This is a genomic window from Methylobacterium sp. JK268, from assembly GCF_054052225.1.
In genome coordinates this window covers 44,891-63,385 of record NZ_JBSVZN010000042.1, presented here as the reverse complement: position 1 = coordinate 63,385, position 18,495 = coordinate 44,891, and the positions used below count along the sequence as shown (strand labels likewise).

The window sequence follows — 18,495 nt, the reverse complement described above, 5'->3', positions numbered from 1 at the left end:
ACGCTCGCCCGCTTCTGCCGGGACAACCACGTCACCCTCGTCGCCCTGGAGGCCACCGGCGGCTACGAACAGCAGCCCTTCCGCCTGCTCTGGGCGGACGGCCTGCCCTGCGCCCTCCTCAACCCCCGCCAGGTGCGGCGCTTCGCCGAGGCCATGGGCATCCTCGAGAAGACCGACCAGATCGATGCCGGCGTCATCGCGCGCTTCGCCGAGGTGCGCCGGATCAAACCCCGGCCGCCGGCCAGCCCGGCTCAGGAGCGGCTCAGCGCCCTGGTCACGCGCCTGCATCAACTGGTCGAGGCGCGCACCGTCCAGACCAACCAGGGCCGCCTCGTCACCGAGCCGCAGGTGCGCACCTCGGTCGCCGAGATGGTCGAGCTGATCAACCGCCAGATCGCCGCGTTGGAGGAGGCGATCACCGCCCAGCTCAAGGCCGATCCGCTCTGGGTTGCCCTCGATGCGACCTTCCGCACGATCAAGGGCGTGGCCGACCGCACGATCGCCCGCCTGATGGCCGACCTGCCGGAGATCGGCACCCTCTCGGGCAAAGCCATCGCCAAGCTGGCCGGCTTGGCACCCATCGCCCGCGACAGCGGCCAGAGCAGCGGCCGACGCCCCGTGCGCGGCGGACGGGCCGACGTGCGCGCCATCCTGTTCGTGGTCACCAGCTGCGTGCGGCGCTTCGATCCCGACTTCATCGCCTTCGACCAACGGTTGCGCCAAGCCGGAAAGCCCCCAAAGGTCATCCGCATCGCTCTCGCCCACAAGCTGCTCGTGCGCCTCAACGCCAAGGCCCGTGATGTCCGCGCCCAACTCGCCGCCCAGACTTGACACGCCAGACAGTCGCTCACCCTCGCCCTGCGGGCTCGCTGCGTCCCCGACAAGGGGGACGCAGCCCTCTCCCCGCACGCGGGGAGAGGAGAAACCCGCGCCTCATCCAGCGAAGTGTGAATACACAAGCCCGCAGACGGGGGAAGGGCGGTGCCTTAGCGGCCGTGCCGCGCGATCACGCCCCGCGCAGCGCCGCCGCGACCGGCTCGGCCCGCTCGGGCACGATGTGGAAGGCCGGCGGCCGCACGAACAGGAACCGCAGCGCCGTGTGGCGCACGGCCCGCTCGATCAGCAGCGGGACCGTCGCTGCCGCCAGCATGACGAGGAGCGAGGCGAGCCCGACATCCGGGACCGCTCCGGTCTTCACCAGCAGCGTTCGCGTCGCCGCCATCGGCAGGAAGAAGGCGAGGTAGATCACGATCGAGCGCTCGCCGCAGTGGCGCAGGGCCGCCGTCACCGGGCCGCGGAGCCGGGTGAGGAGGGCGGCCGCCGTCACGATGGCGAGCGCGCCTGCCGCGCCGAGGATCAGGCTCACCACGGGAAGGCTGGCAAGGGTCGGGTGGCCGGTCGAACCGGTCGGCGAGACGACGAGCCACCCCTCGATCAGTGCCCAGACCGCCAGCCCGGCGAGCGCCGGCCCGGCGCGGCGGCGCGCCGCGTCCGCCAGCGCGAAGATCCGGTCGGCGAAGAGCGCGCCGCCGAGGAAGAACACGTAGCGGGCACAGAACTCGTCGACGACGAGCCAGCCGGTTTCGATCGGCAGGATCTCCAGGAGCGCCGCCGCGCCCAGCAGCAGCGGCCAGGGGGCGCGGCGCAGGAGCTTCGTCACGACCGAGAACACCGCCAGCAGATAGATGAACCACAGCGTCGCGTAGGGCTCGACCAGCGCGTGCGCGAGGTGCAGCGCGAAGGCGCCGGGACCGGCCCCGTCCGTGATCTGTCCGTACTTCACCCCCGACTGGATCAGGGTCCAGAGGCCGTAGAAATACGCGAAGTGGACCACCCGCCGGTCCGCGAAGAGGCGCCAGTCCCGGCCCAGCACCCGCCCGACGAAGAGCCCCGACAGCAGGAAGAAGTCCGGGATCCGGAACGGCTTGGCGAAGGCCACGACCGGGTGCAGGAAGCCCTCGCCGCCCATCGCCTCACCGGTGCCGAGCGTCGAATGCATCATCACCACGAGGAGGATGCAGATCCCCTTGGCGACGTCGACCCAGGCGAGGCGCTCGGGCGGGGCGGGAGCGGGCATGGTGGCCTCCGGACGCGTGACGTCCCCCTCCTTGCTCGCGCAGGACTCGTAAAGATCGCCTCTCCCCGACCCGCGTGATGCCGGGTTGTGCACGGGATCCCTAGCGCGGCTGCCGCTTCGCCTCCCGCCGCTCTCGCGTCATCCGGGTGGCGGCGTGGAAGTCGTCCGGCTTGGTGCGGATCCAGGCGAGGAAGCGGGCGATCTCCGGATCCTCCCGCAGGCTCGCCACGTCCGCCAGCCGTCGCGCCAGTTCCGCCTCGCTGAAGCGGGCGTGGATCGCCGAGTGGCAGATCTGGTGCAGGCGCACCGTCTCCCCGTGCGTGCCGCCCTTCAGCTTCGGGACGAGGTGGTGCCGGCTCTGGCGGGCCCCCGGCGGGATGCGCCGCTCGCAGAGCGGGCATGTGACGGTCTCCCGCGCCGACGGCCCGTGCGTCGCCGGGTCGTCGTCCCGCCAGCGCCTCTCCCGCCGCCCCAACCCGCCCTCCGTGCAGAGTCCCGAGCGGGATGTGAGCGCTGCGGTTCCGTTCGACGAGGGGGGGGCGCTGCGGCGGATCGCGCGCAATTGACAAATCTCCCAGCGGCGCAGAGAGTTCGTCCGTTCCGAGGGGGGCCCCGCATGGGGCTGAGAGTGGGCAAGCGCGCCCTGACCCTTGAACCTGATCCGGTTCATACCGGCGGAGGGACGGGACCGACCACGCGCCATTCCCCCTTTCGCCACGGTTCCTGTCCGGATCTCCTCGTACCGGGAGAGATCCATGAACGCCCCCGTCATTCCGCCCAAAGGCCTGCCGCAGAGCGTGACCACCGGGCCGATCGCCGGCTCCGTGAAGGTCTATGCCAGTCCGGAGGGGCGGCCTGACATCCGGGTGCCCCTCCGCGAGATCGGCCTGAGCGACCCGGCCGAGGCACCGGTCCGCGTCTACGATCCCTCCGGCCCCTACACGGAGGTGGACGCCAAGGTCGACCTCGCCGCCGGCCTGCCGGAACTCCGTGCCCCGTGGCTCGCCGCCCGCGGCTACGCCGCCGTGACGCCCCGCGCGGTCAAGCCCGAGGATAACGGCTTCGCGGCGGAGGACCGGCTGGTCGCCCCCTGCCCGGCGGCACGCACGATCCGCAAGGCGGCTCCCGGCCAGCCAGTGACCCAGTACGAGTTCGCTCGTGCCGGCATCGTCACCGAGGAGATGATCTACGTCGCCCACCGGGAGAATCTCGGCCGCAAGGCGATGCTGGAGCGGGCCGAGGCCGCGCTTGCCGACGGCGAGGCCTTCGGCGCGGCGATCCCGCCCTTCATCACGCCGGAATTCGTGCGCGACGAGATCGCCCGGGGCCGCGCCATCATCCCGGCGAACATCAACCACACCGAGGTCGAGCCGATGGCGATCGGCCGCAACTTCCTCGTCAAGATCAACGCCAATATCGGCAACTCGGCCGTGACCTCGTCGGCGGCCGAGGAGGTGGAGAAGATGGTCTGGGCGATCCGCTGGGGCGCCGACACCGTCATGGACCTCTCGACGGGCCGCAACATCCACAACATCCGGGGCTGGATCCTGCGCAACGCGCCGGTGCCGATCGGGACCGTGCCGATCTACCAGGCTCTGGAGAAGGTCGGCGGCGACCCGCTCAAGCTCGACTGGGAGGTGTTCAAGGACACGCTGATCGAGCAAGCCGAGCAGGGCGTCGACTACTTCACCATCCACGCGGGCGTGCGCCTCGCCCACGTGCCGCTGACGGCCCGCCGGGTCACCGGCATCGTCTCGCGCGGCGGCTCGATCATGGCCCGCTGGTGCCTCGCCGGGCACCGGGAATCGTTCCTGTACGAGCATTTCGACGAGATCTGCGACATCATGCGGGCCTACGACGTGTCGTTCTCGCTCGGGGACGGCCTGCGGCCGGGCTCGATCGCGGACGCCAACGATGCCGCGCAATTCGCGGAGCTGGAGACGCTCGGAGAACTCACCAAGGTGGCCTGGGAGAAGGGCTGCCAGGTGATGATCGAGGGCCCCGGCCACGTGCCGATGCACAAGATCAAGGTCAACATGGAGAAGCAGCTGCGCGAGTGCGGCGAGGCGCCGTTCTACACGCTCGGCCCGCTGACCACCGACATCGCCCCCGGCTACGACCACATCACGTCGGGCATCGGCGCCGCGATGATCGGCTGGTACGGCACCGCGATGCTCTGCTACGTGACGCCGAAGGAGCATCTCGGCCTGCCCAACCGCGACGACGTCAAGACCGGGGTGATCACCTACAAGATCGCCGCCCACGCCGCCGACCTCGCCAAGGGCCACCCGGCCGCGCAGCTGCGCGACGACGCCCTCTCGCGCGCCCGCTTCGACTTCCGCTGGGAGGATCAGTTCAACCTCTCCCTCGACCCGGACACGGCCCGCGCCTACCACGACGAGACCCTGCCCAAGGACGCCCACAAGGTCGCGCATTTCTGCTCGATGTGCGGGCCGAAGTTCTGCTCGATGAAGATCACGCAGGACCTTCGGGCGGACGTGCTCGCCATGGAGGCCGCCGGCACCGTGATCGGCGCCGCCCCGGCGATGAGCGAGGCGGACCGCGCGGCCGGCATGGCGGCGAAATCGGCCGAGTTCCTGGCCGAGGGCGGCAAGCTCTACGTCGACGCCGCCGAGTAACCGGCGCGGCGGCGCCGCTCCGGCGGCGCCGTCGGTCCGGCCGATGGAGCGAATTCATCGCGCCGCGTTAACCGAACCTTGAGACAGATCGTGACGCGACGTGTCGCGTTAATGTCCGGGTAGGGACGCAGGGTTTCAGATTGCCCCAGATGAAACCCCTGGGGACTCTCGATGATCGAGATCCGTTCCTTGTCGGCGCCGCTGGCGCCGGCCCCGATCGAAGCGGACCCTCCGCCCAAGACCCCGTCCGGCGCCGCGGCACCGGCGTCTCTCGACAGCGCCGTCACGCTCGACCTCAGCCCGGAGGCCAAGAAGGCCATCGCCGGCGGCACCCCGCCGGAGACGGCCGCGCCCGAGCAGGCCGCGGCGTCAAAGACGCGCTACGAGCGCGACTTCGACACCAACCAGATGGTGTTCCAGGTCGTCGATCCGGGCTCGGGCTCGGTCCTGGAGCAGCTGCCCTCCGAGGCGGCTCTGCGCGCCAAGACCTACGCCCGCGAGACCCAGACCGCACAGGCGACGCCGGTCGGCACCACCGTCGCGCGCACGGCCTGACCGCCGCTCAGGCCAGGGCCATCAGGAAGCGCTCGATCAGTTCGAGCGCCCGCTCGGTCATGGCCAGCGGGTAGCGGATGAAGACGTGGCAGCCGCCGTTGTAGACCGCCGTGTAGCCGCCGTTGTTCGCCGCCGCCCAGCGCATGGACATGAACAGGGTGTCGTCGAGGAGCGGGTCGCGGGTGCCCACCGAGAATAGGGCCGGGGGCAGCCCCTTGAGGTCGGCGTAGAGCGGCGAGACGTCGGGAGAGCGCCGCGGCACGCCCTCCGGCACGAAGCCGTCGGCGAAAAGCCGCACGTCGCGGGAGTTGAGCACGAGCCGCTCCTCGCCCCAATTGCGGGCGCTCGCGGTCACGCCGAGGTCGTAGAGGCCCGAGAACAGGTTGGCGCCCCGGAAGGCGCTCGGCAGCTGGCGCCGGTCGCGCAGGCGCAGCAGCGTCATCACCGCGAGATGCGCCCCTACCGATTCGCCGCCGATCGTCAGCGCCTCGACCCCGAACAGCCGGCGGCCCTCCTCGTGCAGCCAGACCGCCGCCGCCTCGCAATCGTCGATCGGGGCGGGGTAGGGGTGCTCGGGCGCCAGCCGGTACTCCACGGACAGGCAGACGAAGCCGCAGCGATCGGCGATGCGTTCGAGCCACGGGTCCTGCTCGTCGGCCGCGCCCCAGACCCAGCCGCCGCCGTGGATGTGCAGGTAGGCACCCCGCGCCTTGCGCACCGGGCGGATGACCCGCAGCGCGATCGGCCCGGCGGGGCCCGGGATGGTGAGGGTCTCGGCGCGCGGGCTGCGCGGCATCGCCGGGATGGCCTCGCTGCCCTGGCGGCGCCGGGCTCGCACCTCCGCGATCGGCAGCGACCACGGATCGGGCGCGGCGGCTTGCGCGGCCATGATCTCCCGGTTCAGACGCTCGGCATCCGGATCGGCCTTGGCCGGGTCGAAGAGCGCGTGGTCGATCATGCTGCCGTCTCACCTCCGTCCGCGGCGCGGACGTCTCCCTGCCAAAATCTTTCGCGCCTCGTCCTGGTGCGGAGCTTGACGCTCGCCATCTTTACGACGCGCCGCCGGGCGACGTAACGCTCCGGATGGCGATTTGCAGGGACCTGTGTACAGCGTGCCGCAGCCGGCGGCCCGGATGCCCATCCGTGAGGCTTCGATGACCCAACAGAGATTCACCATGCCGCCCGGCCCCTCGCAGGACCCGCGGGAGGGCTACGGCCCGACGGGCGCGCAGCGCGCCGGATCCGAGCTGCGCCGCTTCCTCGGCGGCTCGCCGGCGGCGGTCTTCGTCAAGCTCGTCTTCCTGTCGCTCCTCGTCGGGGCCGGGATGGCGATGATCGGGATCACCCCGCGGGCCCTCTACTACCGGGCCTACGACGCGCTGCGCGACCTCATGGAGATCGCCTTCTCGAGCTTCCACGACGCGGGCGCGTGGCTGGCGGCCGGCGCCGTGGTCGTGGTGCCCCTCTGGTTCCTGTCGCGGCTGCTCGCGAACGGCCGCTGAGGCCGCGTGGAGCGGGCGGACCTCACGGGGACGACGCACCGCCGCGTCCTCGGGCGCGTCCTTCCCCTGGCGCTGCCCGCCACGCTCGCCAACGTCACCACCCCGCTCCTCGGGGTGGTGGGGGCCTCGGCGATCGGCCAGCTGGGCGACGCGGCGCTCCTCGGGGCGCTGGCGCTCGGAGCGGTGGTCTTCGATTGCCTGTTCTGGACCTTCGGCTCCCTGCGCATGGCGACGGCGGGCCTCACCGCCCAGGCGATGGGCGCCGGCGACGCCGCCGAGGCCGACCGGACGCTCGCGCGCGCCCTGGCGGTCGCGGGCGCGGTCGGGCTCGTCCTGGTGGCCGCGCGGGGGCCGATCGGCACCGCGTCCGCCGCGCTGGCCGGCGCGAGCCCCGCCGTCACGGCGGCGCTCACGGCTTATCTCGGCATCCGCATCTACGCGGCGCCCTTCACGCTGGCGAATTACGCGGTGCTCGGCGCGACGCTGGGGCGCGGGCGCGTCGATCTCGGTCTCGCCCTTCAGGTGGTCGTGAACCTCGTCGCCGTCGCGCTCACGCTCGCCCTGGTCCTCGGTCTCGGTCTCGGCGTGGCGGGGGCCGCGGTCGCGACGGTTCTGGCCGAGGCGACCGGGTTTCTCCTCGGCCTCCTGGTTCTGCATCGGCTCGGCGCCCGGCCCTGGCGCGTCCCCGGCGCGCAGGTTCTGGAGCGGGGCGGGCTCGGGCGCATGCTCGCGGTGAACGGCGACGTGACGATCCGGACCGTGGCGATCATCGCGGCCTTCGGACTGTTCTCGACCCTGGGCGCCCGCGCCGGGGACCTGACGCTCGCGGCGAATGCGGTGCTGCAGAACCTCTTCCTCGTCGGCAGCTTCTTCCTCGACGGCTTCGCCACGGCGGCCGAGATCCTGTGCGGGCGGGCGCTCGGCGCCCGCGACGAAGCCGCCTTCCGGGAGGCCGTGCGTGCGGCGCTCGGCTGGTGCCTCGGCTTCGGCCTCGTGGTTTCCGGGGTGTTCCTCGCCGCGGGCGGGCCGTTCATCGACGCGATCACCACCCATCCGGAGGTCCGGGCACTGGCGCGGGCCTTCCTGCCCTTCGCGGCGCTCACGCCGGTCGTGGCCGCGGCCGCCTTCGCGTTCGACGGCATCTATATCGGCGCCACCTGGACGCGCGCGATGCGCAACCTGATGCTGGCGGCGCTGGCCGTCTACCTCGCCGTGCTCTGGGTCCTGCGGGGCCAAGGCAATGCCGGGTTGTGGCTGGCGCTCCTGACGCTCCTGGCGGCGCGCGGGATCGGGCAGGGGCTCCTCTACCCGCGCCTCGCCCGCGCGGCCTTCCCGCCCGCCGCCCCGGCGACCGCCCGCTGACGGCGGGCTGCGGCGTCAGGCGCTCCGGGCGAGGTCCGCGGCGTCCCGGCCGATCATGGCGGCGAGCGGGCGCGCCTCGCGGGCGAGCCGCTCGACCAGACCGGCCTTGATCGCGCCCACGAGCCCCGGCCCGGCATAGACGAGGGCCGAGTAGAGCTGCACCAGGCTCGCGCCGGCCCGGATCTTGGTCCAGGCGGCCTCCGCCGAATCGATCCCGCCGACGCCCACGAGCGGCACGCTGTCGCCGACCCGCAGGAACGTTTCCGCCAGGAGCCGCGTCGAGGGCGAGAAGAGCGGCCGGCCCGACAGGCCGCCGGTCTCCCGCGCGACCGCCGCCTCGGCGAGGCCCGCCGGGCGCGCAACGGTGGTGTTCGACACCACGAGGCCGTCGATCCCGCGCCGCAGGACGGTCTCCGTCATGGCGTCGAGGGCGTCGAGCGTGATGTCGGGCGCGATCTTGAGCAGGATCGCGGCGCGCCGCGCGGCGCCTGCCTCGTCCCGCACCGCGACCACGCGGGCGAGAAGATCGTCGAGGAAGGCCTCGCCCTGGAGGTCCCGCAAGCCCGGCGTGTTGGGCGACGACACGTTGACGGTGACGAAGTCGACGAGCCCCATGAGCCCGCACGTGCAGGCGACGTAGTCCGCGAGACGGTCCTGCGTCTCCTTGTTCGCCCCGATATTCGCACCGACGATGCCGGGACGCGCGGCGCGCGCGGCGAGCCGGGCCGCGACCACCTCCAGGCCCTCGCTGTTGAGGCCGAAGCGGTTGATCACCGCGCCGTCCCGGGGCAGGCGGAACACCCGCGGCCGGGGATTGCCGGGCTGGGGACGCGGGACGACGCCGCCCACCTCCACGAAGCCGAAACCGAGGCGCAGGAGCGCGTCGGGCACTTCCGCGCCCTTGTCGAAGCCCGCCGCGAGCCCGATCGGGTTCGGGAAGCGCCGTCCCAGGACCGGGATGGCCAAGCGCGGATCCTCGCGCGGCGCGGGCCCGGGCGGCAGGATCGCCAGCGCCCGAAGCGTCAGGCGATGCGCCGCCTCGGCGTCGAGGCCGTGGAGCAGCGGGCGGGCGAGGGGGAACAGGCGGGCGAGCAAGGTGGGGTCAGGCCTCGGGCAGGGCGGGGAAGAGGTGGCGACCGTCGGGACCGAGCGGGAGCGGCCGCACCCACCGCGCCGCGCCGAGGGGCAGGGGCGCGTAGAGATGCGGGAACAGGTCGCCGCCGCGGGACGGTTCGTAGCGCAACGCGTCCCCGAGATCATCCGCCTCGACCGCAACCAGGACGAGGTCGGACTGGCCCGCGAAGTGCTTCGACGCCGTCTCCTCGACCTGGGACGCCGTCGAGAAGTGGATGAAGCCATCCCGGGTATCGATTGGTGCGCCGCGGAACCAGCCCGAGCATTCGCATTCCCGCCAGAGCGTCGCGGGGCAGATCTTGTAAATGAGAGGCATCGATGAGTCTCCGGGGGCGGTCGTCGCCGTGAAGGGGATAAGCGCTCGGGCAGTGTGATGCGGCGTTGCCTTTCGAGTGACGTTGAGTAGTGTCCGGTGTCGGCCGCGACGACATCTGCCTGGCCCGTATTGGAACCCCTCCATGCTCTCCCACGAGCGCATCTGGTCTGCCATCGAGATGCTCGCGCAGCGCCACAGCCTCACCGCCTCCGGTCTGGCCAAGCGCGCGGGCCTTGACCCGACCAGCTTCAACCGCTCCAAGCGGATCGCGCCGGACGGCCGCAAGCGCTGGCCCTCGACCGAGTCCCTCTCCAAGATCCTCACCGCCACGGGGACGAGCCTCGACGATTTCGTCCAGCTCGTCGAGCCACGCTCCGCCGGCTTGCCGAACGTGCTTCCCCTGATCAGCAGCGCGGCCCTCGCCGAGGCGCCCCCGGTGGGCCCGGACGGGCGCCCGATGAGCTCCGGGTGGGACGAGCTCGACTTCCCGGACCTCGCCGCCGAGGATTGCTTCGCCATCGAGGTGCAGGGGACCGGGCTTCAGCCGCTCTACCACGACGGGGACGTGCTGGTGGTCTGCGCCCGGGCGCCGCTGCGTCGCGGCGACCGCGTTGTGTTGAGCCTCCACGACGGCCCGCTCCGGGGTGCGATGCTCCGGCGGCGTACGGCGCGCGTCGTCGAACTGGCTCCAATCGCGCCCGAGATGCCGGCCGAAGTGCTGCTGACGAACCGGATCGCCTGGATCGCCCGGATCATGTGGGTTCGTCATTGAACCGAGCGTCGCCCGATCCGGACGGCCGCGGTGTCGCGACCCGGGCGGCGTTCGAGCGGAAGTCTCGTCGGGAGACGCCGCCGGGATGAGCATCCCTCCCTCGACCGCTCACGCCGCGGCATCGCTCCGCGGGCGCCACTGGGTGAGAAGGGCGCGCAGGGCGGCGGGTTTGAGCGGCTTGGCCAGGAGGTGGATGCGGCGGGACGCGGCCGCCTCGCGCACCGCGGGCGACCGGTCCGCCGTGAGCAGCACCGCCGGAACCTCGGCCGCCAGGGCTGCCCGAAGCGACGCGATCAGGTCGATTCCGTTGCCCTCCCCGAGGTGGTAGTCGGCCACGATGACGTCCGGGCGCAGGCTGTCGCCGAGGAGGCAGCGCACCGCCTCCCCGAAGGAGCCGGCCGTGCGCACCGCGCAGCCCCAACCCTCCAGCAGCCGGGCCATGCCGTCGACGATGGCGGGCTCGTTGTCCACCGCCAGGACGTTCAGCCCGGCGAGGCCGGCGGCGGCCGGCCGCGGCGCCTCGGCCGGCACCTCCTGGAACGGCCGCAGCGCCGCGAGGGGCACCGTGACCGAGAACCGCGACCCGCGGCCCGCCGCCGAGCGCAGGGCCAGGGGATGGTCGAGCAGGCGGGCGGTGCGCTCCACGATCGACAGCCCGAGCCCGAGCCCGGGGGCCACCCGCGCCCCCTGGTCGAGGCGCTGGAACTCCTGGAACACCCGCCGCTGATCGGAGGGCGGGATGCCGAGGCCGGTGTCGCAGACCACGATCTCGACCCGCTCGCCCCGGCGGCGCGCCCCCACCAGCACGCGCCCGGACGGCGTGTACTTGATGGCGTTGGAAACGAGGTTCTGAAGCAGGCGCCGCAGCATCGGGCGGTCCGAGCGGATCGCGAGGCGGCAGGGCATCACGGTCAGGCGCAGACCCTTCTCGCGGGCCGTCGGCTCGAAATCCCGGCGCAGCTGGGCCAGCAGGTCCGAGACCCGGAAGGCCGAGAGCTGCGGCTCCAGCCCGCCGGCATCGAGGCGGGAGATGTCGAGGAGCGTGGTGAGGATCTCCTCGACGGCATCGAGGGCGGCATCGACGTTCTCCGCCAGGCTCGGATCGCCGCCGCGGTCCCGCTCGACGAGCGCGCTGGCGTAGAGGCGCGCCGCGTTGAGCGGTTGGAGGATGTCGTGGCTGGCCGCCGCCAGGAAGCGGGTCTTCGACAGGTTGGCCTCCTCGGCCTCCGCCTTGGCGCGGGAGAGCGCGGCGTTGAGGCGCGTGAGTTCCTCGGTGCGCTCGCGCACGCGCCGCTCCAACTCCTCGTTGAGCCGCTCGCGCGCTTCCTCGGCGGCCACCGCCTCGGTCACGTCCGTGTAGGTCGCCACGACGCCGCCATTCGGCAGGCCGTTGGCCCTGATCTCGATCACCCGCCCGCCCGGAGAGAGCCGCAGCCGCTGCGGCGCCGCTTCGAGCCGGAAGGCGGCGAGGCGCTCGCGCACGAGATCGTCCGCCTGCCGGTCGCCGTACACGCCCCGGGCGGCGTTGAAGCGGACGATCTCCGCGAGCGGCATGCCGCCCCGCAGGATGTCGCCCGGGAGGTCGTAGAGGTCCGCGAAGGCGCGGTTCCAGGCGATCAGGGTCATGTCGCGGTCGAACACCGTGATGCCCTGGCGCGCATGGTCGAGACCGTGCTGGAGGAAGTCGCGGCTGTACTGGAAGGCCGCCGAGGCATCGTCGAGCAGGCGCAGGGCCGCGCGCGGCGACACGTTGCGCCGGCCGAGCAGGAGCGAGAGGGCGAGCCGGGCCGAGGCGGCGCCGATCGCCGAGGCGAGCAGGTGCTCGGCGTGGCGCAGCTCGGCGAGGCCGGCCACCGCGTCGGGATGCAGCGGCGTGCGGCCGTGCGCGGCGAAGAACGCCTCGAAGGCGCGGTGCGCCCGCTCCTCGCCGAGCAGCCGCGCCACCGCGCCGCGCAATTCGCCGAAGGTGAGGGTGCCGCGGAAGAGCCGGAACGACGGCGCGTCGAGCGCGCCCTCCTCGGGCGCGGTCCCGTGCCCGAAGGCCCCGGCCTGGAGCCGCTCGATCGCGTTGGGCGGCCGCAGCAGGGAGAAGCCCACATAGGCGAGGAGGTTCAGCCCCAGGCTCCAGAGCGTGCCGTGGATCAGGCGCGGCAGGTCGGCTAGGCCCATCAGCGCCGTCGGGCTCAGGGCCGCGATGCCGAACGGGCCCTCGTCGAGGAGGGCCGCCGCCCAGGGATGCGCGGAGCCGACGAGCAGGCTCGGCAGGAGCAGCGTGTAGGCCCAGACCGCGAGGCCGAGCGTCATCCCGGCCCCGGCGCCGAGTCCGGTGGCGCGCCGCCAGAGCAGGCCGCCGAGGAAGGCCGGGGCGATCTGCGCCACCGCCGCGAAGGAGAGCAGGCCGATCGAGGCGAGCGCCACCTCGCCGGCGACCTGCGAATAGGCGTAGGCGGCGAGGATCACCACCACGATCGCGGCCCGGCGCACGCCGAGCACCCAGCCGCCGAGGTGGCGCGCGCCCATGGCGCTCGGGCGCCGGCGGAGCACCAGCGGGACGACGAGGTGGTTGGAGATCATGATCGCCACGGCCACCGATTCGACGATCACCATGGCGGTCGCGGCCGAGAGACCGCCCACGAAGGCCACGAGCGCGATGCCGTCCGCCCGCTCGGCGAGCGGCAGCGCGAGCACCGTCATGTCGCGCATGACGCTCCCGTCCGGGAACATGGCGAGCCCGATGACCGCCAGGGGCACCACGAACAGGTTGATGAGCACGAGGTAGACCGGGAAGGTCCAGGCGGCGCGCCGGACATCCGCCAAGGCCCGGTTCTCCACCACGGCCATGTGGAACTGGCGGGGGAGAAGAAGGATCGCGCAGGCCGAGAGCAGGCTCTGAACGGCCAGCGTCAGCGGCCCCGAGGTCGCCCCGACGAGATCCGCCGCGCCGCGGCCGAGCGCGGCGGGCGTGATCGCGGGCGCCTCGCGCAGGATCCAGCCCAGCACGAACCCGCCCACCATCAGGAAGGCCAGGAGCTTGACCAGGGATTCGACGGCGATGGCCAGGGTCAGCCCGTCCTGGTGCTCGGTCGCATCGGCGTGGCGCGTGCCGAAGGCGACCGCGAAACCGGCCAGGACCAGGGCCGTGAACAGGCCGAGATCGCCCATCAGCACGAGGGTGCCGCCGCCGCTCCCCTCGGTGGCCGTCAGGAAGACCTGCAGCGAGGACGCCACGGCGCGCAGCTGCAGGGCGATGTAGGGGATCGCCCCGACGATACCGATCAGGCAGACCAGTGCGGCGATCCGCTCGCTCTTGCCGTAGCGGGCGGCGATGAAGTCGGCGATCGAGGTCGAGTTCTGGGCCCTGGCGATGCGCACGACCCGGGCGACGAGGCGGTGGCCGAGGCCGATGACCAGGACCGGTCCGACATAGATCGTCAGGAAGTCGAGGCCGGAATGGCTCGCGAGACCCACCGAGCCGAAGAAGGTCCAGGACGTGCAGTAGACCGCGAGGGACAGCGCGTAGACGGTCGGGCGCACGCGCTCGTCGCGCATCAGGCGCCGGCCGGAGACGTCGCCCCAATGCGCGACCGCGAACAGGCCGCAGATGTAGAGGAGCGCGGTCAGCACCACCGCCCAGCCCGCGATCATCGCCGCATTCCGCTCCCGTCCCGTCCGGCCGCGAGGCCCGGACCGTGTCTCCGGCCCCAGGTTGTACGGGGCCGTGCGCCACCGGTCGACAGCGGCGCTGCGCCCGTGTCGCCGTCGCCGCGACGGGAGCGGCGCCCGGGCGGGAACGGCGGCGCGGGCGGCGGGTTAAGGCGGGCACGGGTCGAGCGGAACGAACGGATGGCCGATGCCTCGATGCGCGGCGCGGCCGACGCGCCGCCAGACCAGCCGGTCCCGCCGGGTTCGGGCGGCGCCGGGTTCGTCGACTCCGTGCTCGATCGGCTGGACCCGCGGCCGCTGTCCGACTGGCTCTACGCCCTGCGGATCTGGCTCGCCATGATGCTGGCGCTCTACGCGGGGTTCTGGCTCGAACTGGAGAGCGCCTCCTCCGCAGCCGTGACCGTGGCGATCTTGGCCCAGCCGCGGCGCGGGCAGGCGCTGGCCAAGGCGCTGTCGCGGTTCCTCGGCACGCTCATCGGCTTCGCCGTCGCGCTCCTGCTCACCGCCCTGTTCGGGCAGGACCGTACCCTGATGCTGATCGCCTTCGCGGCGTGGCTCGGGATCTGCGTGTTCACCGGCAGCTACCTGCAGGGTGTGCGGGCCTATGGCGCGATGCTGTCCGGCTACACCGTCGCGATCATCGCCATCGCGAATATCGATTCGCCGCAATCCGTCTTCGCGAACGGGGTCGCCCGGACGGCGGCCGTCACCCTCGGGATCATCGCGGTCACCTTCGTCAACGACGCGCTCGGGGCGCCCGCTGTCTTCCCGCAGCTGCGCCAGGGCGTGGGCGAGGCGATCGAGGCCGCCCGGGCCTTCGCGCTCCGGGCCGTGCGGGAGGGCGATCCCGGCGCGGAGGAGGCGGTCGCGGTCCTGCGCCGGGCCTCGGCGCCGCGCGATTCGATCGAGGCCGTGGCGCCCGAATTCCACGACGGCGAGGCGCGGGCGGCCGGCGCCCGCAGCGCCATCGCGGCCGTCCTCGCCGCGGTGGCGGCGGCGCGGGCCTTCGCGGTCGCGGCGCGGCGGGTGGGCGGCACGGAGGCGCGCGACCTCGCGCGCCGCGTCGAGGCCGGCCTGACCGGCGATGAGGCGGCCCTGCCCGGTCTCGTCGCCCGGCTCGATTACTTGATCGTCGACGCGGCGGCGACGCCCGACCGCGTGTGGCTGATGCGGCGCGCGGTCGACCTGCTGCGCCAGGACCGGCTGGCACGGGACGGGGCCGCGTCCCTCGCGACCGGGCGGCGGCCCCGGCGCGACGTGGTGCTGCCGGTCCACCGCGAGCGGCGCCTCGCCCTGCGCAACGCGGCGCGCGCCGTCGTCGCCTTCCTGGCGAGCGCGGCGATCTTTGTTCTCGCGGGCTGGCCGTCCACGGCGACCGCGCTCGTGCAGGTGGCGGCCTTCACGGCACTCAGCGGCATCAACCCCAACCCGCCCGCCTTCGCGGCGGGGGCGATGCTCGGCCTGCCGCTCGCCGCGGCGGCGGCGGGGATCGTCGAGTTCCTGGTCCTCGACGGCGCGCAGGGCTTCCCGCTGCTCGCCCTTGCCATGGCGCCCGTGGTGTTCCTGGCCTGCTTCCTCAGCCTGCGCCCGCGCACCGGGAGCCTCGGCTTCATCCTGCTGGTGTTCTTCCCGGTGATCCTCAGCCCGGCCAACCCGCAGCCCTACAATCCGCAGACCTACGTCGTGTCGAGCCTGCTGTTCTGCCTGTCCGGGATCATCCTGTTCCTGACGCTGCGCCTGATCCCGCCGGTGCGCGAGGCGGAGCACCGGCGCTGGTCGCTGCTCTCGGCCCGCCGGGACGTGGCCGATTCCCTGCGCGGCGCGACCGAGGATCCGGAGGCGCGCCTCGCGCGGGACTGCGACCGCCTCGTGCAATTCGCCGGATGGCGCGGCAGCAACGGCGCGGCCCACCGGGCGGGGTTGCGCCACGCCTTCGCGCTCGCGGGCCTCGACGTCGACGCGGCGGGCGCGCATGCGGCCCTCGATGCGCTCGCGGCGGATCCGGCCTGCCGCGGCCCGGTCGCGGCGGCGCGGCGCGCCCTGGCGGCAACCGACCCGGGCGCGTTGCGGGAGGCGGCCGCGGGTCTCCTCGCCGCGGGGGGAGCGCGACGGACGCTCGCGCGCGCCGTGGCGGACCTCGCCGAGGCGGCCTACCTTCTGGAGGTGCAGCGGCCGGTCTTCCGGCGGCTCGCCCTCGGGACGACCGGCTAGACCCATGGTCCGCGACCTCGCGCTCGGCGGCGTCCTCGTCGCCCCCTTCGTCGCCTACGCGGCCGGGGCGCTGCTGCTGCTTCTCGGCCTGCGCCCGATCCTGCGGCTGATCCGCTTCGAGCGGGTCTTCGCCAACCCTCCGCTCGCCGAGGCCGGGCTCTATCTCTGCCTCCTCGCGCTCCTGATCGTCATCATCTAGGGGAGTCCGACGTGGCCGAGGGGCGCAGACGGGGGCGCAAGCTGCTCCGAATCCTGGCGACGCTGGTCGTCCTCGTCGCGGCGGCCGGCGCCACGCTCGTCGTCTGGCGCTTCTACGTCGTGGCGCCCTGGACCCGCGACGGACAGGTGCGCGTGCAGGTCGCCAGCATCGCGCCCCAGATCTCGGGCCAGATCGTCGAGTTGCGGGTGATCGACAACCAGCGCGTCCGCAAGGGCGACGTCCTCTACGTGATCGACCCGGCCGATTTCCGCATCGCCCTCGACTCGGCGAAGGCCGAGGTCGAGACCCGGGCCGCGGACCTGGAGGTGAAGCGCGCCCAGGCGGCCCGACGCGAGGCGCTCTCCACCGTGGCCACCTCCATCGAGGAGAAGCAGCAATATGCCGGCGTCGCCAAGCAGGCGGAGGCCGCCTTCGCCTCCGCGAAGGCCCAGGTCGCCCAGGCCGAACTCAACCTCGCGCGGACGCAGGTCCGCAGCCCGGTCACCGGCTACGTGACGAACCTGCTCCTGCGCGTCGGCGACTACGCCACGGCGGGGACCCGCAACGTCTCGGTGATCGACGCGGACTCCTACTGGATCGACGGCTACTTCGAGGAGACGAAGATGGCCGGAATCCGGGTCGGCGACGTCGCGACCGCGGCCCTGATGGGGTACGACGCGCCGATCCGCGGGCGTGTCGACAGCATCACCCGCGGCATCAGCACGACGAATGCCAGCCCGGGCACCCAGGGGCTGCCCAGCGTCGACCCCGTCTACACCTGGGTGAGGCTCGCGCAGCGCGTCCCGGTGCGCATCCGCATCGAGGCGGTCCCGGACGGCGTGCCGCTCGTTGCCGGCATGACCGCGACGGTCTCCGTCGGCGCCTACGCGCAGCGGGACGACCGCCTGCGCGACGTCTTCAGCGCCCTGGTGGCGCGCCTCGGCCCGCAGCCGAACCGGGAGGGCGTGGAGAAGGCGGAGGTCACCACCACGGTCGAGGGCGCCGCCACCGTGGCGCGGATCCCGGCACCGGAGCCGGCGCCCGTCCCGGACGCCGATCAGATCGCGCCCGGGATCGCGCCCGGCATCAACGCGGCGCCCGCGGAGCCGAAGGGGGTCGCGCCGCAGCGCGCCCCCGCGCGGCGCTGACCGTCCGGCGATCCTCTCCGTACCGCCCGGCCTGGCTTCGGGCTCCGCATCGCAAAGGCCGTATTAGCCACGATGCAACTCCGGCTTGGCGCGGCGCGTTAACCGTCAAGCTCGATCGCACGGAGATTTTCCACCATGACTCTGCTCACGGTCTTGACATTCGGCAACCTGATAATCGCGGGTCTGTTCTCGATGGTCGCCCTGCTGTCGGAATAGGGCGGCCCGCGACCTCGGCCCTCCGTTCGCCCGCCGTCCGGCCTCGATCCGGATCGCGCACATCCGCCTTCCCCTGCCGGGAAGGAGCGCCCGATCACCCGCGAAACGGAATTCCTGCAGGGCAGGGCGCGCATCAGCGGCATGGCTCGGCCGTAGAAGCGCGCTATGTCGGCGCGATGCTGACACCCACCACGACGACCTCGACCCTCGCCGACCTCTGCCGCGCCGCCATCGTCACCCGAGAGCAGATCGATGCCGCCGTCGCGGATTTCCTCACCGAGCCGACCGCCGGGCCGCGCCTCGTCGCCGACGACGTCACGGTCGACATCGCTGCCGCCATCGAGGGCCACCCCTGGGCGCACCTCGTCGCCTATGACCCGGGCGTGAGCGTCACGGCCCGCCATCTCGCGATCCGGACCGCCGTGCTTCTCGCCGTCCTCGGCTGAGTGCCCCGCTTTGAGGCGGAATCGTGATGGTTCCGGCCTCGCAGCGATCGGCCGCACCGCCCATTCGGGCAGTTGCGGGGTGCGGCGCAGCATGTCACCACACGATGTGTGGCCGTGACGGCGTCGCGACCACGTCGCCCTCTTTGGGCGTTTCCTCCCTAGACTTCGGGCCGCTCCTCAAGGGCGGCTTTTTTTTGTCAGCCCCCTGTCGGGAGCGATAGCGCGTGAGCGGTACATCGCGCGAGAGCCATCAAC

General features: G+C 72.8%; 16 protein-coding genes and 1 riboswitch. Of the genes, 10 read left to right on the top strand and 6 right to left on the bottom strand.

The window, feature by feature from the left end; translation table 11 throughout:
* Positions 1-831 (top strand): IS110 family RNA-guided transposase (locus ACW9J6_RS31230; RefSeq protein ID WP_457115101.1); only part of this gene is annotated, 831 nt, incomplete at its 5' end.
* Between the two features lie 175 nt (positions 832-1,006).
* On the opposite strand, the gene ACW9J6_RS31225 is transcribed toward ACW9J6_RS31230, so the two are convergent.
* Positions 1,007-2,077: an acyltransferase family protein gene (locus tag ACW9J6_RS31225; protein WP_457120212.1), complete on the bottom strand. Its 1,071-nt coding sequence runs from the start codon at positions 2,075-2,077 to the stop codon at positions 1,007-1,009.
* A gap of 100 nt (positions 2,078-2,177) precedes the next feature.
* Positions 2,178-2,552 carry a restriction endonuclease gene (locus ACW9J6_RS31220; RefSeq protein WP_457120211.1) on the bottom strand — a complete coding sequence of 125 codons (375 nt, stop codon included), beginning with the start codon at positions 2,550-2,552 and terminating at the stop codon, positions 2,178-2,180.
* Between the two features lie 118 nt (positions 2,553-2,670).
* A riboswitch (TPP riboswitch) is annotated at positions 2,671-2,777 on the top strand.
* A 55-nt stretch (positions 2,778-2,832) separates the two neighbouring features.
* Here ACW9J6_RS31220 and thiC point away from each other — a divergent pair.
* Complete coding sequence (thiC, locus tag ACW9J6_RS31215) at positions 2,833-4,716, top strand: phosphomethylpyrimidine synthase ThiC (RefSeq protein ID WP_457120210.1); 1,884 nt, start codon at positions 2,833-2,835, stop codon at positions 4,714-4,716.
* Positions 4,717-4,887: 171 nt separating this feature from the next.
* Positions 4,888-5,271, top strand: a complete 384-nt coding sequence (locus tag ACW9J6_RS31210) for a flagellar protein FlaG (protein ID WP_457120209.1) — start codon at positions 4,888-4,890, stop codon at positions 5,269-5,271.
* A gap of 7 nt (positions 5,272-5,278) precedes the next feature.
* On the opposite strand, the gene ACW9J6_RS31205 is transcribed toward ACW9J6_RS31210, so the two are convergent.
* Positions 5,279-6,229 (bottom strand): alpha/beta hydrolase, encoded by a 951-nt coding sequence (locus tag ACW9J6_RS31205; RefSeq protein WP_457120208.1) that lies wholly within the window; start codon positions 6,227-6,229, stop codon positions 5,279-5,281.
* Between the two features lie 196 nt (positions 6,230-6,425).
* Between ACW9J6_RS31205 and ACW9J6_RS31200 the strand changes: the two genes are divergently transcribed.
* Entirely contained in the window at positions 6,426-6,773 is a 348-nt protein-coding gene (locus tag ACW9J6_RS31200) for a DUF6460 domain-containing protein (protein WP_457120207.1), read from the top strand.
* A gap of 6 nt (positions 6,774-6,779) precedes the next feature.
* On the top strand, positions 6,780-8,135 hold the full coding sequence (locus ACW9J6_RS31195) for an MATE family efflux transporter (protein ID WP_457120206.1): 1,356 nt from the start codon (positions 6,780-6,782) through the stop codon (positions 8,133-8,135).
* Between the two features lie 15 nt (positions 8,136-8,150).
* On the opposite strand, the gene ACW9J6_RS31190 is transcribed toward ACW9J6_RS31195, so the two are convergent.
* The gene (locus tag ACW9J6_RS31190; RefSeq protein WP_457120205.1) at positions 8,151-9,230 is read right to left on the bottom strand and encodes a quinone-dependent dihydroorotate dehydrogenase; all 1,080 of its coding nucleotides are present in this window, start codon (positions 9,228-9,230) and stop codon (positions 8,151-8,153) included.
* Between the two features lie 7 nt (positions 9,231-9,237).
* Positions 9,238-9,585, bottom strand: a complete 348-nt coding sequence (locus tag ACW9J6_RS31185) for a DUF952 domain-containing protein (RefSeq protein ID WP_457120204.1) — start codon at positions 9,583-9,585, stop codon at positions 9,238-9,240.
* A 142-nt stretch (positions 9,586-9,727) separates the two neighbouring features.
* Between ACW9J6_RS31185 and ACW9J6_RS31180 the strand changes: the two genes are divergently transcribed.
* Positions 9,728-10,357 (top strand): S24 family peptidase, encoded by a 630-nt coding sequence (locus ACW9J6_RS31180; protein ID WP_457120203.1) that lies wholly within the window; start codon positions 9,728-9,730, stop codon positions 10,355-10,357.
* A gap of 108 nt (positions 10,358-10,465) precedes the next feature.
* Here the strand turns inward: ACW9J6_RS31180 and ACW9J6_RS31175 are convergent, their stop codons facing one another.
* Positions 10,466-14,002, bottom strand: coding sequence for a NahK/ErcS family hybrid sensor histidine kinase/response regulator (locus ACW9J6_RS31175; RefSeq protein WP_457120202.1), 3,537 nt, complete (start codon positions 14,000-14,002; stop codon positions 10,466-10,468).
* A 198-nt stretch (positions 14,003-14,200) separates the two neighbouring features.
* Between ACW9J6_RS31175 and ACW9J6_RS31170 the strand changes: the two genes are divergently transcribed.
* From ACW9J6_RS31170 to ACW9J6_RS31155, 4 genes are all read left to right on the top strand, one after another.
* The gene (locus ACW9J6_RS31170; RefSeq protein ID WP_457120201.1) at positions 14,201-16,231 is read left to right on the top strand and encodes an FUSC family protein; all 2,031 of its coding nucleotides are present in this window, start codon (positions 14,201-14,203) and stop codon (positions 16,229-16,231) included.
* A 4-nt stretch (positions 16,232-16,235) separates the two neighbouring features.
* The gene (locus ACW9J6_RS31165) at positions 16,236-16,430 is read left to right on the top strand and encodes a DUF1656 domain-containing protein (RefSeq protein WP_457120200.1); all 195 of its coding nucleotides are present in this window, start codon (positions 16,236-16,238) and stop codon (positions 16,428-16,430) included.
* Complete coding sequence (locus tag ACW9J6_RS31160) at positions 16,397-17,578, top strand: efflux RND transporter periplasmic adaptor subunit (protein ID WP_457120215.1); 1,182 nt, start codon at positions 16,397-16,399, stop codon at positions 17,576-17,578. The genes ACW9J6_RS31165 and ACW9J6_RS31160 overlap by 34 nt, the downstream gene beginning before the upstream one ends.
* Before the next feature lie 392 nt (positions 17,579-17,970).
* Positions 17,971-18,240: a hypothetical protein gene (locus tag ACW9J6_RS31155; RefSeq protein ID WP_457120199.1), complete on the top strand. Its 270-nt coding sequence runs from the start codon at positions 17,971-17,973 to the stop codon at positions 18,238-18,240.
* Positions 18,241-18,495: the final 255 nt, after the last annotated feature.